Origin of the sequence: Pseudomonas sp. DE0157, from assembly GCF_007678615.1 — a bacterium.
Taxonomy (GTDB): Bacteria; Pseudomonadota; Gammaproteobacteria; order Pseudomonadales; family Pseudomonadaceae; genus Aquipseudomonas; species Aquipseudomonas parafulva_B.
The window spans coordinates 54421-77103 of the sequence record NZ_VEJN01000004.1; the positions used below are offsets into that span (position 1 = coordinate 54421).

Annotated in this window: 19 protein-coding genes and 1 tRNA gene; 10 read left to right on the forward strand and 10 right to left on the reverse strand. The window is 62.0% G+C overall.

Features of this window, described 5'->3' with window-relative positions; translation table 11 throughout:
• The first annotated feature begins 20 nt into the window (after positions 1-20).
• The 4 genes from uvrY to FS777_RS07015 all read left to right on the forward strand — a co-directional run bounded on the left by uvrY (position 21) and on the right by FS777_RS07015 (position 3222).
• The gene (gene uvrY, locus FS777_RS07000) at positions 21-659 is read left to right on the forward strand and encodes a UvrY/SirA/GacA family response regulator transcription factor (RefSeq protein ID WP_027916239.1); all 639 of its coding nucleotides are present in this window, start codon (positions 21-23) and stop codon (positions 657-659) included.
• Between the two features lie 5 nt (positions 660-664).
• Positions 665-2488 (forward strand): excinuclease ABC subunit UvrC, encoded by a 1824-nt coding sequence (gene uvrC / locus FS777_RS07005; protein ID WP_145254686.1) that lies wholly within the window; start codon positions 665-667, stop codon positions 2486-2488.
• 33 nt (positions 2489-2521) lie between these two features.
• A complete protein-coding gene (pgsA, locus tag FS777_RS07010; protein ID WP_023534788.1) occupies positions 2522-3082 on the forward strand; it encodes a CDP-diacylglycerol--glycerol-3-phosphate 3-phosphatidyltransferase in 561 nt (186 codons plus the stop codon).
• 64 nt (positions 3083-3146) lie between these two features.
• Positions 3147-3222 (forward strand) — tRNA-Gly (locus tag FS777_RS07015).
• Between the two features lie 426 nt (positions 3223-3648).
• On the opposite strand, the gene FS777_RS07020 is transcribed toward FS777_RS07015, so the two are convergent.
• From FS777_RS07020 to FS777_RS07035, 4 genes are all read right to left on the reverse strand, one after another.
• A complete protein-coding gene (locus tag FS777_RS07020; RefSeq protein ID WP_058639779.1) occupies positions 3649-4566 on the reverse strand; it encodes a class I SAM-dependent methyltransferase in 918 nt (305 codons plus the stop codon).
• 117 nt (positions 4567-4683) lie between these two features.
• On the reverse strand, positions 4684-5604 hold the full coding sequence (glsB, locus tag FS777_RS07025) for a glutaminase B (RefSeq protein ID WP_058639778.1): 921 nt from the start codon (positions 5602-5604) through the stop codon (positions 4684-4686).
• A gap of 97 nt (positions 5605-5701) precedes the next feature.
• On the reverse strand, positions 5702-6496 hold the full coding sequence (locus tag FS777_RS07030; RefSeq protein WP_145254689.1) for a substrate-binding domain-containing protein: 795 nt from the start codon (positions 6494-6496) through the stop codon (positions 5702-5704).
• Between the two features lie 81 nt (positions 6497-6577).
• Positions 6578-7471 carry a LysR family transcriptional regulator gene (locus FS777_RS07035; protein ID WP_145254692.1) on the reverse strand — a complete coding sequence of 298 codons (894 nt, stop codon included), beginning with the start codon at positions 7469-7471 and terminating at the stop codon, positions 6578-6580.
• 146 nt (positions 7472-7617) lie between these two features.
• Between FS777_RS07035 and FS777_RS07040 the strand changes: the two genes are divergently transcribed.
• The 4 genes from FS777_RS07040 to FS777_RS07055 all read left to right on the forward strand — a co-directional run bounded on the left by FS777_RS07040 (position 7618) and on the right by FS777_RS07055 (position 12832).
• Complete coding sequence (locus FS777_RS07040) at positions 7618-8697, forward strand: 4-oxalomesaconate tautomerase (RefSeq protein ID WP_078479404.1); 1080 nt, start codon at positions 7618-7620, stop codon at positions 8695-8697.
• Positions 8698-8768: 71 nt separating this feature from the next.
• Positions 8769-10088 carry a C4-dicarboxylate transporter DctA gene (gene dctA, locus FS777_RS07045; protein WP_058639776.1) on the forward strand — a complete coding sequence of 440 codons (1320 nt, stop codon included), beginning with the start codon at positions 8769-8771 and terminating at the stop codon, positions 10086-10088.
• 119 nt (positions 10089-10207) lie between these two features.
• Positions 10208-11512 (forward strand): CitMHS family transporter, encoded by a 1305-nt coding sequence (locus FS777_RS07050; protein WP_145254695.1) that lies wholly within the window; start codon positions 10208-10210, stop codon positions 11510-11512.
• A 66-nt stretch (positions 11513-11578) separates the two neighbouring features.
• Complete coding sequence (locus FS777_RS07055) at positions 11579-12832, forward strand: OprD family porin (protein WP_078478322.1); 1254 nt, start codon at positions 11579-11581, stop codon at positions 12830-12832.
• 40 nt (positions 12833-12872) lie between these two features.
• Here FS777_RS07055 and FS777_RS07060 read toward each other — a convergent pair whose 3' ends face one another.
• Positions 12873-13388 (reverse strand): DUF4880 domain-containing protein, encoded by a 516-nt coding sequence (locus tag FS777_RS07060; protein ID WP_145254699.1) that lies wholly within the window; start codon positions 13386-13388, stop codon positions 12873-12875.
• A 435-nt stretch (positions 13389-13823) separates the two neighbouring features.
• A complete protein-coding gene (locus FS777_RS07065) occupies positions 13824-14165 on the reverse strand; it encodes a DUF6124 family protein (protein ID WP_256675158.1) in 342 nt (113 codons plus the stop codon).
• A 100-nt stretch (positions 14166-14265) separates the two neighbouring features.
• On the opposite strand from FS777_RS07065, the gene FS777_RS07070 reads away from it, so the two are divergent.
• Positions 14266-14919 carry a LexA family transcriptional regulator gene (locus FS777_RS07070; protein WP_058639566.1) on the forward strand — a complete coding sequence of 218 codons (654 nt, stop codon included), beginning with the start codon at positions 14266-14268 and terminating at the stop codon, positions 14917-14919.
• Positions 14920-14983: 64 nt separating this feature from the next.
• On the opposite strand, the gene FS777_RS07075 is transcribed toward FS777_RS07070, so the two are convergent.
• The 4 genes from FS777_RS07075 to FS777_RS07090 all read right to left on the reverse strand — a co-directional run bounded on the left by FS777_RS07075 (position 14984) and on the right by FS777_RS07090 (position 20619).
• Complete coding sequence (locus FS777_RS07075) at positions 14984-16936, reverse strand: acetyl/propionyl/methylcrotonyl-CoA carboxylase subunit alpha (RefSeq protein WP_145254702.1); 1953 nt, start codon at positions 16934-16936, stop codon at positions 14984-14986.
• Positions 16933-17748 (reverse strand): gamma-carboxygeranoyl-CoA hydratase, encoded by an 816-nt coding sequence (locus FS777_RS07080; protein WP_145254705.1) that lies wholly within the window; start codon positions 17746-17748, stop codon positions 16933-16935. Before FS777_RS07080 ends, FS777_RS07075 begins: the two co-directional genes overlap by 4 nt.
• Positions 17749-17752: 4 nt before the next feature.
• On the reverse strand, positions 17753-19360 hold the full coding sequence (locus FS777_RS07085; RefSeq protein ID WP_058639569.1) for a carboxyl transferase domain-containing protein: 1608 nt from the start codon (positions 19358-19360) through the stop codon (positions 17753-17755).
• A 95-nt stretch (positions 19361-19455) separates the two neighbouring features.
• Positions 19456-20619, reverse strand: a complete 1164-nt coding sequence (locus tag FS777_RS07090) for an isovaleryl-CoA dehydrogenase (RefSeq protein ID WP_058639570.1) — start codon at positions 20617-20619, stop codon at positions 19456-19458.
• A 233-nt stretch (positions 20620-20852) separates the two neighbouring features.
• On the opposite strand from FS777_RS07090, the gene FS777_RS07095 reads away from it, so the two are divergent.
• Positions 20853-22529, forward strand: coding sequence for an AMP-binding protein (locus FS777_RS07095; RefSeq protein ID WP_058639571.1), 1677 nt, complete (start codon positions 20853-20855; stop codon positions 22527-22529).
• Positions 22530-22683 lie beyond the last annotated feature (154 nt).

Consider the following 22683-nt stretch of genomic DNA (forward strand, 5'->3'; position numbering starts at 1 on the left):
CCTGCTGAAGAGGTGTGTGCTTGATTAGGGTCCTAGTGGTCGACGACCACGATCTGGTACGAACCGGTATTACGCGCATGCTGGCCGATATCGACGGCTTGCAGGTGGTAGGTGAAGGGGACTCCGGCGAATCGGCGCTCAAGCTTGCGCGCGAGCTCAAGCCAGACGTTGTGCTGATGGACGTCAAGATGCCTGGCATCGGTGGTCTTGAGGCCACGCGCAAGTTGCTGCGCAGCCACCCTGACATAAAGGTGGTGGCAGTGACCGTGTGTGAAGAAGACCCGTTCCCCACGCGCCTGCTGCAAGCCGGGGCGGCCGGCTACCTGACCAAGGGCGCCGGCCTCGACGAGATGGTCCAGGCCATTCGCCTGGCATTTGCCGGCCAACGCTACATCAGCCCGCAGATTGCTCAGCAGTTGGCGCTCAAGTCGTTCCAGCCACAGGGCTCGCCATTCGATGCATTGTCCGAGCGTGAAATCCAGATTGCCCTGATGATCGTCGGCTGCCAGAAAGTACAGATCATTTCCGACAAGTTGTGCCTCTCGCCCAAGACCGTCAATACCTACCGGTACCGGATCTTTGAAAAACTCTCGGTCACCAGCGACGTCGAACTGACATTGCTGGCCGTTCGCCACGGTATGGTTGACGCAAGCCTGTAAATCTCATGTCTGAAGTCTTTGATGCCAGCGCATTCCTGGCGACCTGCAGTGGTCGCCCGGGTGTGTACCGAATGTTCGACGCCGATGCGCGGCTGCTCTACGTGGGCAAGGCCAAGAACCTCAAGAAACGCTTGGCCAGTTATTTTCGCAAGTCCGGGCTGGCGCCCAAGACCGCTGCACTGGTCAGCCGCATCGCCCAGGTGGAAACCACCATCACCGCCAACGAAACCGAGGCGCTGCTGCTGGAGCAGAACCTGATCAAGGAGTGGCGCCCGCCGTACAACATCCTGCTGCGTGACGACAAGTCCTATCCTTATGTATTCCTTTCCGACGGTCAGTTCCCGCGGCTTGGCATTCATCGGGGCGCGAAGAAAGCCAAGGGGCGCTACTTCGGCCCCTACCCAAGTGCTGGGGCCATCCGCGAGAGCCTCAGCGTGCTGCAAAAGACCTTTCTGGTACGGCAATGCGAAGACAGCTACTACGCCAACCGCACCCGTCCATGCCTGCAATACCAGATCAAGCGCTGCAAGGGGCCCTGCACCGGCCTGGTCAGCGCCGAGGAATATGCCGAGGACGTACGCCATTCGGTGATGTTCCTGGAAGGGCGCAGCCAGCAGTTGGGCAATGAGCTCAATGCCGAGATGGAAAAGGCCGCCATGGACCTCAATTTCGAAAAAGCAGCCGAACTGCGCGACCAGATCGGCCTGCTGCGCCGCGTACAGGACCAGCAGTACATCGAAGGGGGCAGCGGCGAAGTCGACGTCATTGCCGCGTTCGTCAACCCCGGTGGCGCTTGCGTCCACATGATCAGCGTCCGTGGTGGGCGTGTGCTAGGGAGCAAGAACTTCTTCCCGCAGGTCGGCATCGAGGAAGACGTTTCCGAGGTGATGGCGGCATTCGTTTCCCAGTACTACGTCGGCAACCCGGAGCGTGAGTTGCCGGGGGAGCTGATTGTCAACGTGGTGCACGAGGACTTCGCGGCCATCACCGAGGCCCTCAACGCCCTGCGCGGCCGCGAGCTGACCATCAGCCATCGTGTGCGTGGCACCCGTGCGCGCTGGCAGCAATTGGCAGTGACCAACGCCGAGCAGGCGCTCAACGCACGCCTGGCTAACCGCCAGCACATGGCAGCACGCTTCGACGCACTGGCCGAAGTACTGGGCCTGGACGAAGTGCCGCAGCGCCTGGAGTGCTACGACATCAGCCACTCCAGTGGCGAGGCGACGGTCGCCAGCTGCGTGGTGTTCGGGCCGGAAGGGCCGATCAAGTCGGACTACCGGCGCTTCAATATCGAGGGCGTCACGGCCGGCGACGACTACGCCGCCATGCACCAGGCCCTGACCCGTCGTTACGGACGCATTCGCGATGGCGAGGGCAAGCTGCCGGACGTGCTGCTGGTGGACGGGGGCAAGGGCCAGTTGAACATGGCGCGCGATGTGATGCAGGAACTGGGGTTCAGCGAGTTGACCCTGCTTGGCGTGGCCAAAGGCGTGACGCGCAAGGCTGGTTTCGAAACCCTCTACCTGAACGATGTGCACAACGAATTCACCCTCAAGGGTGATTCGTCAGCGCTGCACTTGATCCAGCAGATCCGCGACGAGGCCCACCGCTTCGCGATCACCGGCCACCGTGCCCGTCGCGGCAAGGCCCGGCGGGTGTCGAGCCTGGAGGATGTGGCAGGCGTCGGGCCCAAGCGCAGGCGGGACTTGCTGAAACATTTCGGCGGCCTGCAAGAGCTCAACCGCGCCAGTGTCGACGAGATTGCCAAGGCACCGGGTATCAGTAAAAAGCTTGCCGAGTCGATTTATGCCAGCCTGCATAGCGAGTAGAATGCCGGGTTCAACCCGCGGCCAGTCGTACCGATGAATATTCCAAACCTGCTCACCGTTCTACGCGTTCTGCTCATCCCGATTTTCATCCTGCTGTTCTACATGCCGTTCCATTGGAGCTACATGGCCGCCAGCAGCGTATTTGCCGTCGCCGCCGCCACCGACTGGCTGGATGGCTACCTGGCGCGTCGGTTGCAGCAGAGCACCCCGTTCGGTGCGTTCCTGGACCCGGTGGCCGACAAGCTCATGGTCGCCGTTGCGCTGGTGCTGCTGGTGCAGACCCACGCCAACTTCTGGCTCACCTTGCCGGCTGCAGTCATCATCGGTCGCGAGATCGTGGTGTCGGCGCTGCGCGAGTGGATGGCCGAACTGGGCGCGCGGGCGCACGTGGCCGTGTCCAATCTGGGCAAGTGGAAGACGGCTGCACAAATGCTGGCGTTGGTGATCCTGCTGGGCAACCCGCCAGCGGTAACCTTCTGGGTGATCCTGGGTTACGGGTTGTTGTTAGTCGCGGCGGGCTTGACCCTGTGGTCGATGGTGCATTACCTGGTGGCTGCCTGGCCGCACCTGCGCGAAGGCTCGGAGCAGAAATAAAAGTTTTTTTGAATCAAGGGGTTGACGCCATTTTGGATATCGCTACAATGGCACCCATCACGACGCGGGAATAGCTCAGTTGGTAGAGCACGACCTTGCCAAGGTCGGGGTCGCGAGTTCGAGTCTCGTTTCCCGCTCCAAATATCGATCTACAGAGGCCTGTTGGTTTCTTAGGTCATCGAAAAAAGACGCTTAGGCGTCTTTTTTCGTTTTTGTTATTTCATGCGCCTACTGACCCCAAGCCTGCTTCTTTTTTCGTTCGCCTGGATCAACACCGCCATGGCATTGGACCCGAACGAGCAAGCCGATGCCGTATATTCACTGACCTGGCAACCGACATTCTGCAAGATGCGGGTTTGATGAATAGTTCAAGTCCCGCACAGCTGGTAATTTTGCCAGTTGTGCACGGTTCTTCTCCCCCTGACACTGCACCCGTGTGTGAAGGAACTGAACCGAATCACAACTAAGGGCGCGCCTGCCTCTGGTCCAGTTCTTTCACACCCTACTTTTTTCCTGTGCAGATCAATCCATACCCGAACACCTGGCCTGGATACGAGCCGCCTGTCTCATGGCTTGACGGACGTCGTCGAGCATAGCGACATCGTAGGCGGGTCGTCAGGCGTGAATGCCATTGCAGCATCGAGGGGGTTAGTGGTCATCATACGCATGGCGCCTTGCTGCTCAGACTCGACGTGCGGCGTATGTTCCACGGGTTGCACCACCAGGGACGTCACGCTGGCCTGCTCGCGATGGTGCTGCAGCAATTTGTCGACCATATCCTGTGTGGTCGGCGTCTGAGCCCGGTCAATCACTGACAGCACGCCGCCAGAACGAAGAATGCGATCAGCGATCTCGTAGACCCTGTTCTGCACGAAGATCCGATGTTCATAGGGTGTGGGCATCAGCGCCAGATCGACCGCGGCGTTGTGCCCACGTGCATCATGGGTACCGAGCAACCAGCACGCGACGGCGTCGAACTTGGGCTGACGTTCGAGCCATGCTTCCAGGGCGGGGTCGTTCAGGGCATCGCCCTCGATGAGCAAACAGTCCGCTTCGGGCGCTTCTGGGATTTCGCTGTAGATCAGCCGATAAGCGTTTTCATCGAGGCTAACCGGCGTTTCCCTGGCAATGACTTCGACGCAGAAGCCCTCGTCGGCGAGCCGCTTGCGCGTCGCCGCAATGCACTGGGGGTTCTCTTCCACGCACACGACGGTATGCCCCTGTTGCAGCAGCGCCAGCGTGGAATGGCCGACGCCACAGCCAATCTCCAGGGTACGTGGGAAGCCCTTCACGCGTTCGGCCATCCAGGAGTAGTGGCCCTGGGCCAAGTGACCTTCGGAGTTGATGCCCCAGCTCTTGATGTACGCTTTGCGAAAGCTCTTCAGCTGGTAGAGGGCTCGCGGCTGCAGACCGCTACCGCCGCCGCTAGCAGGCTTTCTCTTGGCCTTTTTCAGGTCACGTCGTCTTTTGCTGTTGATGCTCATGGCTGCTCTCCCTGAGGGCCTGTATGTGCATCTGGATCTGACTTAGGACGATCGTACTTGACTGTAAACAAGGGGTTTGCACGTCTGATAAGGGTTCCGACGTGTAGGAAATGGCCCTCACGGTACCGCCGAAAAAACCGACCCCGTAATGCGCTCGCTCAGCAATTCCAATGCGCGAATACCTGCCAGCGAATTGCCAGAAGCGTTAAGCGCTGGGGACCAGACGCAAATGCTGTACCGCCCGGGGACCACTGCCACGATGCCGCCGCCAACGCCACTCTTGCCCGGCAGGCCCACACGATAGGCGAAATTGCCGGCTTCGTCGTACAAGCCGCTGGTAGCCATGATGGCGTTCACCTGCTGGGCCTGACGTGCGCTGAGCACGTGTTCACCGCTGTGCGGGCAATAGCCGCTGTTGGCCAGAAACGCAAAGCCCCGCGCTACGTCGACGCAGTTCATCGACAGCGCGCAGTGATGGAAGTAGCTGCTCAGCACCGCGTCCACGTCGTTATGAAAGTTGCCAAACGCGGTCATCAGCCAGGCCATGGCGGCATTGCGTGCGCGGTGCTGGTATTCGGACTCGGCCACCACCGTGTCGCTGACGATGCGCGGGTTGCCAGCCAGGCGGCGAACGAAGTCGCGCATCGACAGGGCAGGGGTGGCGAAGCGTGACTGGTTGATGTCGCAGATCACCAGTGCGCCAGCATTGATGAACGGGTTGCGCGGGCGACCCTTTTCCACCTCCAGCTGCACCAGCGAGTTGAAGGCCTGCCCCGAAGGCTCGTAACCCAGGCGTGACCAGATGTCCTCGCCGCTATGGTTGATCGCCTGGACCAGGCTGAATACCTTGGAAATGCTCTGGATGGAAAAGGGCGTATAGGCATCGCCAGCGCAGTGCAGCTGGCCGTCAAGGCTGTGCACTGCGATACCCAGCTGGTTGGGGTCGACCTGGGCCAGGGCGGGGATGTATTGCGCGACCTGACCCTGGCTGAGCAGTGGGCGCACCTGGTCGAGGATCTCTTGCAGCATGTCTTGCATCGCGACGGCCTTGGGAACGAGGAAGGATGGGTCTCAGACGCTGCGGTACGCCGGCAGGGCACGCCTTCGATCAACGTGCCTGGGCGAGGGTTGAAGTTTAGTGGGCCGAGTGCGGCAGCGGGGTCAGGCCGCTTTTCTCGATGGCGGCGTCCGCCTGGGCAGAGGCCATGTAGTCAAGCAGCGCCTGGGCCGCCGCCCGGTGCTGGCTGTTGGCAACCACCGCACCCGAATACATCGTCATCTTTTGCCCCTCGGCCGGGATCAGCCCCACGATGTCGATGCCGGCCACCGGCTTGAGCTCGCTCAGTTGCTGGAACCCGATGGCTGCCTGGCCGCGTGCGACCACCTTGCCGACGGGCTCGGCAGGGATCATGTGGGCTTTGTGGGTGAACCCTTCGCCCAGGTTCATGCTCGGGAACAAGGTTTTGGACAGGTACACCCCGCTGGCGCTGTCGGAGTAGGCAACCGAGGGGCTATCGAGCAGCACCTGACGCAACTCACCCATTGTGCCGATAGCCGGCTTGGGCTCACCTTTGCGTACGGCCATGGCAATGAACGACTTGCCCAGGTCGATGCGGCTGGCCTTGTCGGCCTTGCCGTCGGTGACCAACTTGTCCAACGCCGAGCCCACCATCAGCACCACATCGGCCGGCTCGCCCCGTTGCAGCCGATTCGGGATGGCTTGCGGGGTCTGGCCCATCGATGGCGCGGCGAGCACGTTGAGCTTGACCCCGTAGGTGTGTTCATAAGCCGGTGCAACGTTGCGGATGGCGCCCATGATGCCGCCGGAGCTGAGCACGGTCAGCGTGGGGGCCTGGTCAGGGGTGGGCTCTGCGGCAGAGCAGGCAAAGGTGGCGACCAGCAGTGCCGTGCAGGACAACGTCTTGAGCATGGGAAAACTCCGAATAAAACGCATAGCTTATTGGCAGGCGGGCCCAGCGCTGAATTAACCGGCGTTAATAATGTTTCATGCTCAGCGGTTCGGCCATTTCTCCAGCAGGATCGACACGAACTTCTCCGCTGCCGGCGACAGCGAGGCGCCGCGGCGGTAGACCAGGCCCAAGGTGCGGGTGACTTGCGGCTCAATCAACGGCACGCTTACCAGGGTAGGGTGGTCTGCACTGGGCATGGCCAGGCTAGGCATGGCCGATACGCCAAGCCCGGCCTCGACCATGCCCAGGGACGTGGACAGGTGCTGCACTTCGTAGAACCATTTGGGCCGCAGATTCAGCCCGGCCAGAGCGTGGTCGAGCAACATGCGGTTGCCGCTCAATCGGCCGACACCGATCAAGCGATAGTCGGCAAGCTCGGTCCAGGTCACTGCATGGCGGTTGGCCAATGGGTGATCGCGCCGGCAGGCCAGCACGAAGTGCTCTTGCACCAAGGACACGAACTCGATGTCCGGATGCTGGCCGCTCATCATGTTGATGCCAAAATCGGCTTCCCCGCGCAGCACGGCCTCCAGGCCGTCATTGGCGCTCAGGTCCAACAGGCGAATGCGGATCTTGGGGTACTGGTCGTTGTAGTCGCGGATCACCGACGGCAAGAAATAGAACGCTGCAGTCGGGATACAGGCCAGCGTTACCTGCCCGGTCTGGCGTTCGGCCAGCTCTCGGATGCTGAGAATCGAATCCTCGAAGTCGTCCAGCAGGCGCCTGGCCTTGGGCAGAAAATCGCGGCCCACACTGGTCAGGCTGACGCGGCGGGTGGTGCGCTCCAACAGCGAGGTGCCTAACCCTTCCTCCAGCTTCTTGATCCGCCGGCTCAATGCCGGCTGCGAGAGATGCAGCACTTCGGCGGCCTCGTGGAAGCTGCCGAGTTCGGCGATTTTCACGAAAGATCGTATGTCTTGAAGCTCATATTCCACGATTCACCTCAGGTCGAAGTCGATTTTTATTATGTTGTAAAACGGAATAATCGCTACGATATTTGCATTGGAATGATTTATCCATCCCTGTCACTCTTTTGCTCACGGCATCAATGATGTCCATTGATCAATAAGAGTGCGAAATCATGCAACGAATTCCTTGCGTACTCATGCGCGGCGGCACCTCAAAAGGGCCGTTCTTTCATGCCTGGGACTTGCCTGCCAATGTGGTCGAACGCGATGAATTGCTCATCGACCTGATGGGGTCCGGCCATGAGCTGGAGATCGACGGTATCGGTGGCGGCAGCCCGCAGACCAGCAAGGTCGCGATCATCAGCCCGTCGCTGCATGCCGACGCCGACGTCGATTACCTGTTCGTGCAGGTGATGGTCGCCCAGCGCCGCGTGGACACTGCGCCCAACTGCGGCAACATGCTGTGCGCGGTCGGTCCTTTCGCCATCGAGCAAGGGCTGGTCAAGGGCCAGGAAGGCAAGACCCTGGTGCGCATTCGTAACCTGAACACGGGCACCTTCGTCAACTCGCTGGTGGAAACCCCGGGTGGCATCGTGCGCTATGAAGGGCGTACCGCCATCGATGGCGTGCCCGGCACTGCCGCGCCGGTGCACCTGACCTTCCTCGATGCGGTTGGCAGCAAGACCGGCAAGCTGTTCCCCACTGGGCAAGCCAAGGATGTGATCGATGGCGTGCCCATGACCTGTATCGACATGGCCATGCCCATGATGGTCATCCAGGCCAGTGACCTGGGCATGACCGGCGCCGAAACGCCGGACGAGCTCGACGCCAACGGCCCTCTGCTCAAGCGTCTGGAAGCCCTGCGCCTCAAAGCCGGCAAGGCCATGGGCCTTGGCGATGTCAGCGGCATGGTGATCCCCAAGCCGGTGCTGGTGTCCAAGCCGCGCTACGACGGCACGCTTCAGGTGCGCTACTTCATGCCGCACAATTGCCACCGTGCCCTGGCGATCACCGGTGCTGTGGGGCTGGCCACTGCCTGTGTCAGCCCCGGCAGCGTCATTGTGGATCTGCTGGGCGAACAAGCCCTGGACCTGAGCCAGGTTCGTCTTGAGCATCCAAGTGGTGGCATCGACGTCGCGTTGTCACGCAGCGGCGCTGATGGCAAGACCCTGCAAGCCTCTGTAGTACGTACTGCCCGGCGGCTCTTTTCAGGGTTCGTCTACGCGCCTACCTTGCGCAGGTTGGCTGGCTAGCCACCTCAAGGGTCGACCGCTGTACCTTGCAACAAGCGCATCCGCACAATATGAACAATGGGTGATGCCTCATGAAACTTGCCAAATCGCTGTACTTCCAGATCCTCTGCGCCGTCGTGCTGGGCGTAGTGGTCGGTCACTTCTGGGCGCAACAGGCCGTTGCGCTCAAGCCCTTGGGCGATGCCTTCATCAAGCTGGTCAAGATGATGATCGCGCCCGTGGTGTTCTGCACCATCGTCACCGGTATAGCCGGCATGACCGACAAGCGCTCGCTCGGGCGCCTGATGAGCAAGACACTATTGCTTTTCCTGGGGCTGACCATTGTCAGCCTGATCATCGGCTTGGCTGCGGTGTACCTGTTCAAGCCAGGGGTCGGCATGAACATCGACCCGGCCACCCTGAGCACCGAAGGCTTGACCCAGTTCACCGCCTCGGCCGCCAAACTGGGCGTGGTGGACTTTTTCATGCACATCATCCCGGACACCTTCATGGGGGCGTTCAACAAGGGTGAAGTGCTCCCCGTGCTGTTCATTGCCGTGCTCAGCGGTTTCGCGCTGTCGTCCATGGGCGAGAAGGGCAAACCGGTGCTGGACGTACTGGAAGCGGCCTCGGCCATGGTGTTCCGCATCTTCGGCTACCTCATGCGTTTCGCACCGGTCGGTGCGTTCGGTGCCCTGGCGTTCACGGTCGGGCAGTACGGCGTCACCTCGCTGGGGTCGCTCGCCAAGCTGATCGGTACGCTCTACATTGCCTGTGCGTTCTTCGTCCTGGTCGTGCTGGGCGGCATCTGCCGCGCCCATGGTTTCAGCCTGTGGAAGCTGCTGCGCTATTTCCGCGAAGAGTTCCTGGTGGTGCTGGGCACTTCTTCCACGGAACCTGTGTTGCCGCGCATGCTGGAGAAGCTGGAAAAGCTTGGCTGCAAGAAAGGGGTCGTCGGCCTGGTACTGCCTACCGGCTACTCGTTCAACCTCGACGGTACGGCGATCTACCTGTCCTTGGCCGCCGTGTTCATTGCCCAGGCCTGCAACATCGACCTGAGCCTGGGCCAGGTGGTGACCATGCTGGCGATCATGCTGCTGTCGTCAAAAGGCGCAGCGGGCGTGACCGGTAGCGGCTTCGTGGCCTTGGCCTCGACCCTGACAGTCATCCACGACATCCCGTTGGCAGGCTTGGCCCTGCTGATCGGCATCGACCGCTTCATGTCAGAGGCTCGCGCCCTCACGAGCCTTGCCAGCAACGCCGTGGCCACCGTAGTGGTGTCGATTTCCGAAAACGCGTGTGACAAGCAGATACTGCTCAGCCGCCTCAACGGCGAGCCTGTGGTCGAGCCGGCACCCGCCGCGGTGGGCCCTGACGCCACCTGGGTCGCCAAACCAAGCCATCACGGATAAGACGTCCGCAACACCCTGACCTCAAAACGCTGCAACCCGCGCGCAGGAACGCGCGCGGGTAGGGGGCTCGTCTGCGTCATCGACGGCCCAAACCGGATAAAAACAAGAGAGAAAAAGCCATGCTCGCACTCCTGGGCCTGATCATGGTGGTGACGTTCACCTACCTGATCATGAGCAAACGCTTGTCCCCGATCGTCGCCTTGACGGTCGTGCCCATCGTCTTCGCACTGGTGGGAGGCTTTGCACCTGACCTTGGCAAGATGATGCTCGATGGGCTGAAAATGGTAGCCCCGTCGGCCGCCTTGCTGCTGTTCGCCATCCTGTTTTTCGGCTTGATGATCGATGCCGGCGTGTTCGACCCTCTGATCCGCAAGATTCTCAAGCGCGTCAACGGCGACCCCATCAAGATCGCCATTGGCACTGCATTGCTGTCGCTGCTGGTGGCGCTGGACGGCGACGGAACCACCACCTACATGATCACCTGCGCGGCCATGCTGCCCTTGTACAAGCGCATCGGCATGAACCCGATGATCCTGGCAACGGTGTCAATGCTGTCGCTGAGCATCATGAGTGGCATGAGCCCCTGGGGCGGGCCTGCCACCCGCGCCATCGCAGCACTTGGGCTCGATGCCACCGACTATTTCATTCCCATGCTGCCCACGGTGATCGGCGGGGCCGCCTGGGTGGTGTTCACCGCCTACCTGCTGGGCCGTGCCGAACGACGCCGCATTGGCAACGTGGCCCTGGAGTCCGGCGGCGGCAACTGCTACATCAAGGAAATCCTGGGTGATACGCCCCACAAGCGCCCGCGTCTGGCCTATGTGAACCTGGTGCTGGTCATCGTGGTCATGACCGCGCTGGTGCTGGGCCTGATGCACGCGGCGATCCTGTTCATGATCGGTTTCGTTGCTGCGCTGATGATCAACTACCCGCAGCTGGAACTGCAGAAGGAACGTATTCTGGCCCATTCGGGCAACGCCATGACCGTGGTGCTGCTGGTGTTCGCCGCCGGTATCTTCGCCGGTATCTTCTCGGGCACCAAGATGGTCGATGCCCTGGCGCAAACCCTCGTGGACTGGATCCCGGAAGCCTGGAGCCACTGGTTCCCGCTGGTGGTGGCGCTGACCAGCATGCCGCTTACCTTCGTGCTGTCCAACGATGCCTATTATTTCGGCGTGGTGCCGATCCTGGCCAATGCAGCCGCCGCCTATGGCATCGACCCGGTGGAGATCGCCCGCGCCTCGGTGCTGGGCCAGCCGGTGCACTTGATGAGCCCGTTGGTCGCCTCGACCCTGCTGCTGGTGGGCATGGTCGACAAGGACATCGGCGACTTCCAGAAAGCCACGGTGAAGTGGGCAGTGCTCACTTCGCTGGTCATCACTGCATTGGCGGTGTTGACCGGCGCGCTGTCGTTCTTCGTCTGAACGGTGCGGGCGCCCCCAGGCGCCCGCCATCGCTTACACCCTAAAAACAACAATAGAGTACCGATCATGTCCTTGACCCTCGCGCGAGGGGCCGCCTGTGGCCTGCTCTGCGGCTGCCTGCCTGTGGCCGGCGCTACCGATTTCATTGAAGACAGCAAGCTCAAGCTGCAACTGCGCAACGTCTATTTCAACGAGAACTTTCGCGACGAACAGGGTATGAGCCCCCGCGCCGCAGCCACTGCCAAGAGCGAGCGTACCGAGTGGGCGCAGGGCTTCTTGCTCGATTACCAGTCGGGTTACACCCCCGGTACCCTGGGTCTGGGGCTCGATGCACTGGGCCTGTTGGGCGTGCGCCTGGATTCGGGGCGTGGCCGCAGTGGCACGGGCCTTTTGCCTGTGCATGACGATGGCCGGGCCGCCGACACGTTCGCCAGTGCCGGCGTTACGGTCAAGGCGCGTGTTGGGCAGAGCCTCGTCAGGCATGGCACCCTGTTGCCGAAGTTACCAGTGCTGGTGCATAACGATGCTCGCTTGATGCCGCAAACCTACCAAGGCACGCAGCTCACCAGTACCGCACTCGATAACCTGACCCTCACGGCCGGGCATTTGACCCGTTTCAAGCAGCGCGATTCATCCAACAGCACCGGCCTGTACCTGGACGGCTACAGTGGCGGCGAAGCCGGAGACTTCAGCTTTGCCGGCGCCGACTACACCTTCAGCAAACAGCTGCGCCTGAGCTACTACCACGGCCAGCTCGAGCACTTCTACCGTCAGGACTTCGCCGGCTTGGTTCACGACCATGCGCTGGCTGGCGGTGTACTGACCACGGACCTGCGTTACTTCAAAAGCAAAAGCACCGGCGCGGCCTACGGTGGCCCGATCGACAATGACATGCTCAGCGGTCAAATCGCCTACACGCATTCCGGTCACACGTTCGGCGCAGGCTATCAGCAGCTCAATGGCAAAGCGGGACTGCCATACATCAGCGGCGCGACGGTGTATTCATTCAGCAACGTGGGCATCGGCAAGTTCATCGAAGAAGATGAAAAGACCTGGATGGCGAGCTATGTCTACAATTTCGCCGCTGCCGGGGTGCCGGGGTTGACCTTCATGACCCGCTACCTGAGCGGCGATAACGGCCGTTCTGGCGCGGCGGGCCTGAGCGAATGGGAGCGCGACGCAGAGCTTGCGTACGTGGTGCAATCAGGCCCCGCCAAAGGGCTTGGTGTCAAGCTGCGCAACTATGTGTACCGCTCGGACTTTGCCCGGGGCCGCGACAGCAATCGGTTGTACCTGACGTACGACATTGCGCTGTGGTAAGGCGCTCAAAGCGCAGGCTTGAGCGGGCGTTGGTTTCGTTTCACGTCCACAGCCCCAGCAAGATCAATACGGCCATGCCCAGCGCGGCGGCAATCGAACATCCACACAACGACAGGGCAGCGCGACCCTTGCGATACCAGCCATCGCGGCCCAGGGCCAGTGCAGGCGCGTACAGGCTGCGCCAGCGCAGTTCGGTAGCGTGGAACGCCTGCAAGTGGTTGGGCGAGGCGTCCAGCCAGCGACGAAAGTCGATACGCTCGCAGGCGGTGACGTCCGGGCTCTGCAAACGCACATACCACCGAGCTGCCTGGCTCGTCGGGCCATCGGGGCGGGGCTGACCGGCGAGCAACGCCTGGACCATGAGACGCTCGACACTGCGTAGGGGCAAGCCTAGACGTGTGGCGACCCTGGCCTGGGCCAGCTGATCGAGACGGCTTAGCAGAAACACTTGTTGCGCAGCGCGTGGCAGGCGCTTGAGTGCGAGCAACAGGGCAGCATCGCTATCGGCAGCGTGCTCGGGCAGAGGCGTATGGAGGCGCAAGAGCATGCGGGTCATGAGCAGTTCCTTGCTAGAGAGCAGATGGGGACATCCGTAGAAGCCGAGCTTAGGCTTAACGAGATTGATTCTCAAGTGCTGAATCGGCAAACTTTTGTAATGGCCGTTCACCCCCGGAAACACTTTTGCTAACATCGCCGCCATCACGATCTTCATTAGCCTGAAGAGCCAAAAAAAAGACCCAGCAAAAAGCTGGGTCAAAAACCGTGATTAGCCTGATGAGGAGATAATCCGAGAGCGACCTAAGCTCCGGTTTATCCAGCTGATCTCGCGATCAGCTGAGTGCAATAATAATCGTTATCATTTGCCAGTCAAATGATTTTTTATTCACGACGGTAGAAAATCTACCGCTGCGCTTCCTTGTCCCCCAAAGCGGGGCCTTGGCTTTACACGCCAAGCGCCTACTGCGTTCCCTCTCATTCACGGCAACCTGCCTCAAGCGGCGGGGTCTGCCGTGCGCTGGTGTTCCAGCAGCGCGCGAGCCATGTCCATCATGTGCATCAAGGCAAACAGCAGCTCTCGCTGGCCACCGTGCTGGTGGGTGGCGGTTTCCTGGGCGGTTGCTGCCGCACAGCGCAGCAGGGCAATGGCATGCTCCTGTGCTTGATCACGTGTGACGCCTTCGTGAAGCGTCCAAATCCTGTTCTCGGGCGTAGGGCGGGGCGGGTTGGGGTTTAGGTAATAATCCAGCGCGCGGCGGGCGGCTTCGCTGTCGAGATCTGTTTCGTCGTTTTTCGGATGTTTCTTTGCGATACCTTCCAGGTTCTCGTCAAACACAATGAACTCAGAGCATAGGTCAATTTGTATTTTCTAGCGCCAAATAAATAATTCAGATTGTGTATTGCTGCTTCCAATACAGTCCGTATTGTTGCCGCTCATGGAAAATTGGAATGCATTTCTCAAGCGCTACAAGCGCGAACACAACCTCAGCCAGTTGAAACTGGCCGAGCGCCTGGGCATGACGCAAGGTGGGGTAGGGCACTGGCTTCGCGGCACCCGTCGTCCCACGTTGGAGACCATCAACGAAAAACTGGAAAAGCTCGGCCTGGTCTTTCTGGAGGCGCAGGTCATGGTGGTCGAGCGCGACCTGATGCGCGAAACACCTGGCCGCTACGGTGCTCAGCCGCCTGTTTCCGCACAGGCCCTGCTCTATGCGAGCTTTCGCTTTCCGGTGCTCAAGTGGGCGGACTTGCAGGGCCCGTTGCCTGAAACCAGTGAAGTGCACGAGCAGACCGACTACATGCCTGCCGGCAATGCGTTCTGGCTTGCCGTGGAAAACGACTCGATGAACGCTGCCAGCGGCAAGAGCGTGCCCGAAGGCATGCGCGTGCTGGTCGATACCGGGTTGCCCGTGGAGCCCGGCAGGTTGGTGATCGCACGCCAGCCTGGCAAAGCCCCCGTGCTCCGCCAATTGGTCGAAGAAGGCGGCGACAAGATGCTCAAGCCGTTGAACACCCGTTACCCCACGGTGCTCTGCGAAACCGGCTGTGAGTTCCTGGGCGTGGTAGTGCGGGTACACGGTGCGTTCTGAGGCCACGTGGCCCGTGCGGTGAGGCAAGGGCCGCAGGCCGTCAGGCACCGCGACCCCGCGGCCTTCACGGTTCCAGTTCGACCAGCGCTGCCCCCTCGCTGACCATGTCGCCTTCCTGGCACAGCAAGGCTTTGACCGTGGTGGCCTTGGGGGCCCGAATGCTGTGCTCCATCTTCATGGCCTCCAGCACCACCAGCGGGGCACCTGCCTCTACCGCCTGACCCACCTCGACCAGTACCCGCACGATGCTGCCGTTCATGGGGGCGGTCAGGCCGCCTTGATGGGCAAGGTCGATGGCTGCCTGAGCGAGCGGGTCGAATGCTTCGAGGCTGTGGAGTTCTCCATCCCAGTGCAGATACAGGCTGGCACCTTTGCGAATGGCCAGGTGGCGGGTGCGCAGGCCTGCCTGCTCTCGCATCAGCCAATCCCCTTGCAGGCTCCAGATGCCTTGGGTCTTCTGGTTGAGCGTAACGGCCTGGTCATGCCCATTGTGGGTCAGATGCACATTCAGCGAAGTTCCAGCCCCCAAGCGCAGCCCGTCTTGTCGGGCCCATGGGGAGTGTGGGTCGTCCACGCGTGCGCGGGCAGGTTCGCTCAGCAACCACGCCTGGGCTGCAGCCTCCCAGCCCTCGGCCGACAATGCCTGCGCGGCGGGCAAAAGCGTTTCCTGATGACGCGGGATGAAGCCGGTATCCAGCTCGGCTGCTGCAAACCCAGGGTGGGCCAGGATACGTCGCAGGAAGGCGATGTTGGTCTTGACGCCGCCTACCGCGAACTCATCCAGCATGGCCAGCAAGCGCAGGCGGGCCTGCTCCCGGTCTTCGCCCCAGGCGATCAGTTTGCCCAGCATCGGGTCGTAGAAGGGCGACACCGCATCGCCTTCGCTCACACCGCTGTCCACGCGCCGGCCTGGGCCGCAAGCCGGTTCTCGGTAAAGCGTCAGGGTGCCGGTGGCCGGCAAGAAGTCATTGGCCGGATCTTCGGCGTACAGCCGCACTTCGATGGCATGGCCGTTGAGCGGTACCTGGTCCTGGGTGATGGGCAGGGGTTCACCGCAGGCCACGCGAATCTGCCAGGCCACCAGGTCCAGGCCGGTGATGGCCTCGGTGACGGGGTGCTCCACCTGCAGGCGCGTGTTCATTTCCATGAAGAAGAACTGGCCACGGGCGTCCAGCAGAAATTCCACGGTGCCAGCGCCGACATAGCCGATGGCCTGCGCCGCGCGTACTGCCGCCTCGCCCATGGCGCGGCGCAGGTCTGCCGAAAGGCCCGGGGCAGGGGCTTCCTCGACCACCTTCTGGTGACGCCGCTGGATCGAGCAATCCCGTTCGTTGAGGTACAGGCAGTGGCCATGGCGATCGGCAAAAATCTGGATCTCCACATGGCGCGGCTTCAATACGTACTTTTCCACCAGCATCCGCGCATCGCCAAAGGATGACAGGGCTTCACGTTGCGCCGACGCCAGGGCATCGGCCAACTGGCTTTCGTCCTCGACCACCTTCATGCCCTTGCCGCCACCACCGGCGCTGGCCTTGAGCAGGACCGGGTAGCCGACGTGCCGGGCGGCTTGCTTGAAGGTGTCCAGGTCCTGGGCCTGGCCGTGATAGCCCGGCACCAGCGGCACGCCTGCGGACTCCATCAAGGCCTTGGCGGCCGACTTGCTGCCCATGGCGTCGATGGCCGACGCAGGTGGGCCCAGGAACATCAAGCCAGCGGCTTCGACTGCGCGGGCAAAATCTGCGTTTTCCGAAAGAAAGCCATAGCCCGGGTGAATGGCCTGGGCACCGCTTGCCTTGGCCGCCGCCACCAGCTTGTCGATCTGCAGGTAACTGTCTGCCGCCTTGTTACCGCCCAGGTCAACGCACACATCGGCTTGCCGGCTGTGGCGGGCATTACGGTCGATGGCGCTGTGCACCGCCACCGTGGTCAGGCCCATGGCCTTGGCGGTGCGCATCACCCGGCAGGCGATTTCACCACGGTTGGCCACCAGCAACGTTGTCAATGGCGGGCGGTTCATGGGCGTGGCTCCTTGTTTGCATCGGCCTGCCAGGCAGGTTGGCGTTTTTCCAGAAACGCACGAAGGCCTTCCTGGCCCTCGGCGCTTACGCGGATTCGCGCGATGGCGTTCTCACAATAACGACGCAGGCCAGGGCTGAGGGTGCCGCCGTCGACCTCGCGCAACAGCTCCTTGGTCGCGCGCATTGCCTGGGGGCTATTGGCCAGAAGGGTTTCAACCCACTGGTTCACGCTGGCCTCCAACTGGCTAGCCGGGTACACCTCGGCCAACAACCCAAGGGCCTGGGCCTGCAACCCGCTGAAGCGCTCTGCCGTGAGTGCATAACGGCGGGCGGCGCGCTCGCCGATGGCCTTGACCACGAAGGGACTGATCACCGCCGGTGCCAGGCCGATGCGCACTTCCGACAGGCACAGCTGGGCGTCTTCGGCACCGATGGCCATGTCACAGCAACTGATCAGGCCCAGGGCGCCGCCGAATGCGGCGCCCTGGACCACTGCCAGGGTCGGCACCTTGATGCGGTGCAGTGCATACATCAACTCGCCCAGCTCGCGTGCGTCATCCAGGTTGGTGTTGAAGTCCAGCTGCGCCGACTGCTGCATCCACGCAAGGTCGGCGCCGGCACTGAAATGCCGTCCCCGCCCGCGCAGCAACACGAAGCGTACGCCCGCGTCGTCGGCAAGCTGCCCCAGGGCAATGTTCAGCTCGCGGATCATCAAGGCATTGAAGGCGTTGTGCTTGTCCTCGTGGCTGAGCCACAAGGTGGCGAAGCCACGTGGATCGTGGCTCACCTCTACCGTAGTGAAATCGCTCATGGGGTCACATCCTGAATATGCCGAAGCGGCTCGGTTCGATCGGTGCGTTCAGCGCCGCAGACAAGGCCAGGGCCAGCACATCGCGGGTCTGCGCTGGGTCGATGACGCCGTCGTCCCATAGGCGGGCGCTGGAGTAGTAGGGGTGGCCCTGATGCTCGTACTGATCGAGGATCGGCTGCCTGAGCCTGGCCTCATCCTCGGCGCCAAACGGCTCGCCGCTGCGCTCGCTCTGCTCGCGCTTGACCTGCACCAGCACGCCGGCAGCCTGTTCGGCGCCCATCACCCCGATGCGCGCATTGGGCCACATCCAGAGAAAGCGCGGGTCGTAGGCGCGTCCGCACATGCCGTAGTTGCCGGCACCGAAACTGCCGCCAATGATGACCGTGAACTTGGGTACCTGCGCGCAGGCCACGGCCGTGACCAACTTGGCGCCATGCTTGGCGATGCCGCCTTCTTCGTACTTCTTGCCCACCATGAACCCCGTGATGTTCTGCAGGAACAGCAGCGGGATACCGCGCTGGCAAGCCAGCTCGATGAAGTGCGCGCCTTTTTGCGCAGCCTCGGCAAACAGGATGCCGTTGTTGGCCAGGATGGCGATCGGGTAGCCGTGCAGGTGGGCGAAGCCGCACACCAGCGTGGTCCCGAACAAGGCTTTGAATTCATCGAACACCGAGCCATCGACCAGCCGTGCGATGACTTCACGCACATCGAAAGGCTGCTTGGCGTCAGCCGGAATCACGCCATATAGCTCCTGCGCCGCATACAAGGGCGCAACCGGCGGCTTGCATTGCAGGGCACCGAGCTTGCGCCAGTTGAGATTGGCCACGCAGCGCCTGGCCAGCGCCAGGGCATGCTCGTCGTTCTCGGCGTAATGGTCGGCTACACCGCTGGTGCGGCAATGCACATCGGCGCCGCCTAGCGCCTCGGCGCTCACCACCTCGCCTGTGGCCGCCTTCACCAGCGGTGGGCCGGCCAGGAAGATGGTGGCCTGTTGACGCACCATGATCGCCTCGTCCGCCATTGCCGGCACGTAGGCGCCGCCTGCGGTGCATGACCCCATCACCACGGCGATCTGGGCGATGCCCAGTGCGCTCATGTTGGCCTGGTTGAAGAAAATCCGCCCGAAGTGCTCACGGTCGGGAAACACCTCGTCCTGGCGCGGCAAGTTGGCGCCGCCAGAATCGACCAGGTAGATGCACGGCAGACGGTTCTGCAAGGCAATGGTCTGCGCCCGCAGGTGCTTTTTCACCGTCAGCGGGTAGTAAGAGCCACCTTTGACCGTCGCGTCGTTGGCCACGATCATGCATTCCACGCCTTCCACGCGCCCGATCCCGGCGATCAGGCCGGCTGCCGGAACGTCTTCGCCGTAGACCTGGTGTGCAGCCAACTGGCCGATTTCAAGAAAGGCGGAACCGGCATCGAGCAGACGTTCGATTCGCTCGCGCGGCAGCAGTTTGCCTCGCGAGGTGTGCCGCTCCTGAGCCTTGGCGCCGCCACCCTGGGCTACCTGGGCAAGCAGCACACGCAGGTTGTCGACCTGTGCCAGCATGGCCGCCTGGGACTGGGCGAATTCGGGTGACCGGGGGTTCACTTGGGTTTTCAGAATCATCATGACTCCTGGTGCAGCGGCGCGCCCTTGGCTTGGCCGTGCAAGGTTGTCCGGTGTGGCCACGGCGGGCGTATGAGCCGGCCGCAGCGCCAGCGTGTTCAGCGGGTCTCGTTGAACAACTCGCGGCCGATCAGCATCCGGCGGATTTCGCTGGTGCCGGCGCCGATTTCGTACAGCTTGGCATCGCGCAGCAAGCGACCTGCGGGAAATTCGTTGATATACCCGTTGCCGCCAAGAATCTGGATCGCCTCCAGGGCCATCTGCGTGGCGCGTTCGGCGGTGTAGAGGATCACCCCGGCTGCGTCCTTGCGGGTGGTTTCGCCGCGATCGCACGCCTGGGCCACGGCATACAGGTAAGCGCGGCTGGCGTTGAGCTGGGTGTACATATCGGCGACCTTGCCCTGGATCAACTGGAACTCGCCGATGCTCTGCCCGAATTGCTTGCGGTCATGGATGTACGGCACCACCAGGTCCATGCAGCTCTGCATGATGCCGGTAGGGCCGCCGGCGAGCACCACGCGCTCGTAGTCCAGGCCGCTCATCAACACCCGTACGCCGCCATTGAGTTGGCCGAGGATGTTGTCCTCTGGCACGTGCACGTCATCGAAGAACAGCTCGCAGGTGTTCGAGCCACGCATGCCCAGCTTGTCGAACTTGTTGCTGCGGCTAAAGCCTGCCCAATCGCGCTCGACGATGAACGCAGTGATGCCATGGGGGCCCTTTTCCAGATCGGTCTTGGCGTAGATGACGTAGGTGTTGGCGTCGGGCCCGTTGGTGATCCACGTCTTGCTGCCGTTGAGCACGTAGTGGTCGCCGCGTTTGTCGGCGCGCAGTTTCATCGACACCACGTCCGACCCTGCATTGGGTTCGCTCATCGCCAAGGCGCCGACGTGCTCGCCGCTGAGAAGCTTGGGCAGGTACCTGGCCTTTTGCGCGGGCGTGCCGTTACGGTTGATCTGGTTGACGCACAAATTGGAGTGGGCGCCGTAGGACAGCGCGACCGAGGCCGAGGCGCGGCTGATTTCTTCCATCGCCACCACGTGCGCCAGATAACCCAAGCCTGCGCCACCGTATTCTTCCGGCACGGTGATGCCGAGCAGGCCCATGTCGCCGAACTTGCGCCACATGTCGGCAGGGAACAGGTTGTCGTGGTCGATCTGCGCGGCGCGAGGGGCGAGCTCGGCGGCGGCGAAGGTGCGCACCTGGTCGCGAAGCATGTCGATGGTCTCGCCCAGGGCGAAGTTCAGGCTGGGGTAATGCATGCGAGGGCACCTTGTTGTTCTTGAAATGGGATCACGCTGCGAGCGGCAAGCTTGCCTGGGCAGGCAGCTGACGCCGAAAGCGTGCTCAACTGCCTATCACCTTTACGTAAACGTAAACCTGCACCTGCTTTTTTGTCAATTTATCCGTCACCTTTACGTAAACGTAAATCTGAGCCAAAGTGATTGGCGCGCGTTTGGCCCCCTACCCAGAACAATCAAAAGAAGGGACGCACATGACCCAACCCAGCTATACCCGCGGTCGCCAGGACCGCCCCTTGCTTACTCAAACCATTGGCCAGGCCTTCGACGCGACCGTGGCGCGCCTGGGCGAGCAGGAAGCCTTGGTGGCTCGGCACCAGCGCCTGCGCTACAGCTGGCGGCAACTGGCGGAGCAGGTCGAGTCGTGTGCCCGGGCGCTGATGGCCCTTGGGATCGAAACCGGTGACCGCGTGGGCATCTGGGCACCCAACTGCGCGCAGTGGTGCATCCTGCAGGTGGCAACTGCCAAGGTGGGCGCCATCCTGGTCAACGTCAATCCGGCTTACCGGGTGGGTGAGCTTGAGTACGTGCTGCGCCAGTCAGGGTGCAGCTGGCTGGTCTGTGCCGACGCGTTCAAGCATTCCGATTACCACGCCATGGTCCAGGCCTTGGTGCCGGAGTTGGCGACCGCAGCACCCGGTCAGATCAGCAGTGCCGCGCTGCCCGCCTTGCGCGGGGTCGTAAGCCTGGCCAACGACCCGCCTGCTGGCTTCCTGCCGTGGGAGGCATTGGCCACTTGGGGCATGTCCGTAAGCCACGAAGCGTGCACGGCTCGGCAAAACAGCCTGCATTTCGACCAGCCGGTGAACATCCAGTACACCTCTGGCACCACCGGCGCGCCCAAGGGCGCTACCCTCAGCCACTACAACATTCTGAACAACGGCTTCATGGTTGGCGCAAGCCTGGGCTTGACTGCGCATGACCGCATGGTGATCCCGGTGCCCTTGTATCACTGTTTCGGCATGGTCATGGGCAACCTAGGCTGCATCACCCATGGCACCACCATGATCTACCCAGGCGACGGCTTCGACGCCGAGTTGGCCTTGCGCGCCGTGGCCGAGGAACGCGGCACCATCCTGTACGGCGTGCCCACCATGTTCATCGCCATGCTCGATCATCCGGCCCGCCAGCGTATGGACCTGTCGTCCTTGCGCAGCGGCATCATGGCCGGCGCCACCTGCCCGATCGAGGTCATGCGCAGGGTCATCGACCAGATGCACATGGCCCAGGTGCAGATCGCTTACGGCATGACTGAAACAAGCCCGGTGTCGTTGCAAACCGGCCCGGATGATGACCTGGAGCTGCGCGTCACCACTGTGGGCCGTACCCAGCCGCAACTGGAAAGCAAGATCATCGACCCGCAAGGCGCAACGGTTGCGCGCGGTGAAACCGGGGAGCTTTGCACGCGCGGCTACAGCGTGATGCTGGGTTACTGGGATAACCCCGAGGCCACGGCCAGTGCCATCGACGCGGCCGGATGGATGCACAGCGGTGACCTGGCGGTGATGGACGAGGCGGGCTATGTGCGCATCGTCGGGCGCAACAAGGACATGATCATCCGCGGTGGCGAAAACATCTACCCGCGTGAAATAGAAGAGTTCTTCTATACCCACCCGGCGGTCGCCGATGCCCAGGTCATTGGTATCCCATGCAGCCGCTACGGCGAGGACATCGTCGCCTGGGTCAAGCTGCATCCAGGTCACCAGGCCACTGCCGAGGAGCTGCAGGCCTGGTGCAAATCCCGTATCGCCCACTACAAGGTGCCCCGCCATATCCGCTTCGTCGATGAATTTCCCATGACGGTGACGGGCAAGGTGCAGAAGTTCAGGATGCGGGAGATCAGCGTGGCTGAACTGGGCAGGGTCGAGTAGAAAGGTCAGCGACACAGGGTGACTTTTGATCGAAACAACGCAGCCGACGCGCCACGGGCAAAATTGACAGTCGTCGACTTCAATCGCCCGCCGTTAGCGTAGTGCCGTTCACCTGGAGCCGCTCAGCGGCCCCAGCGATCTTGAATGAACAGTC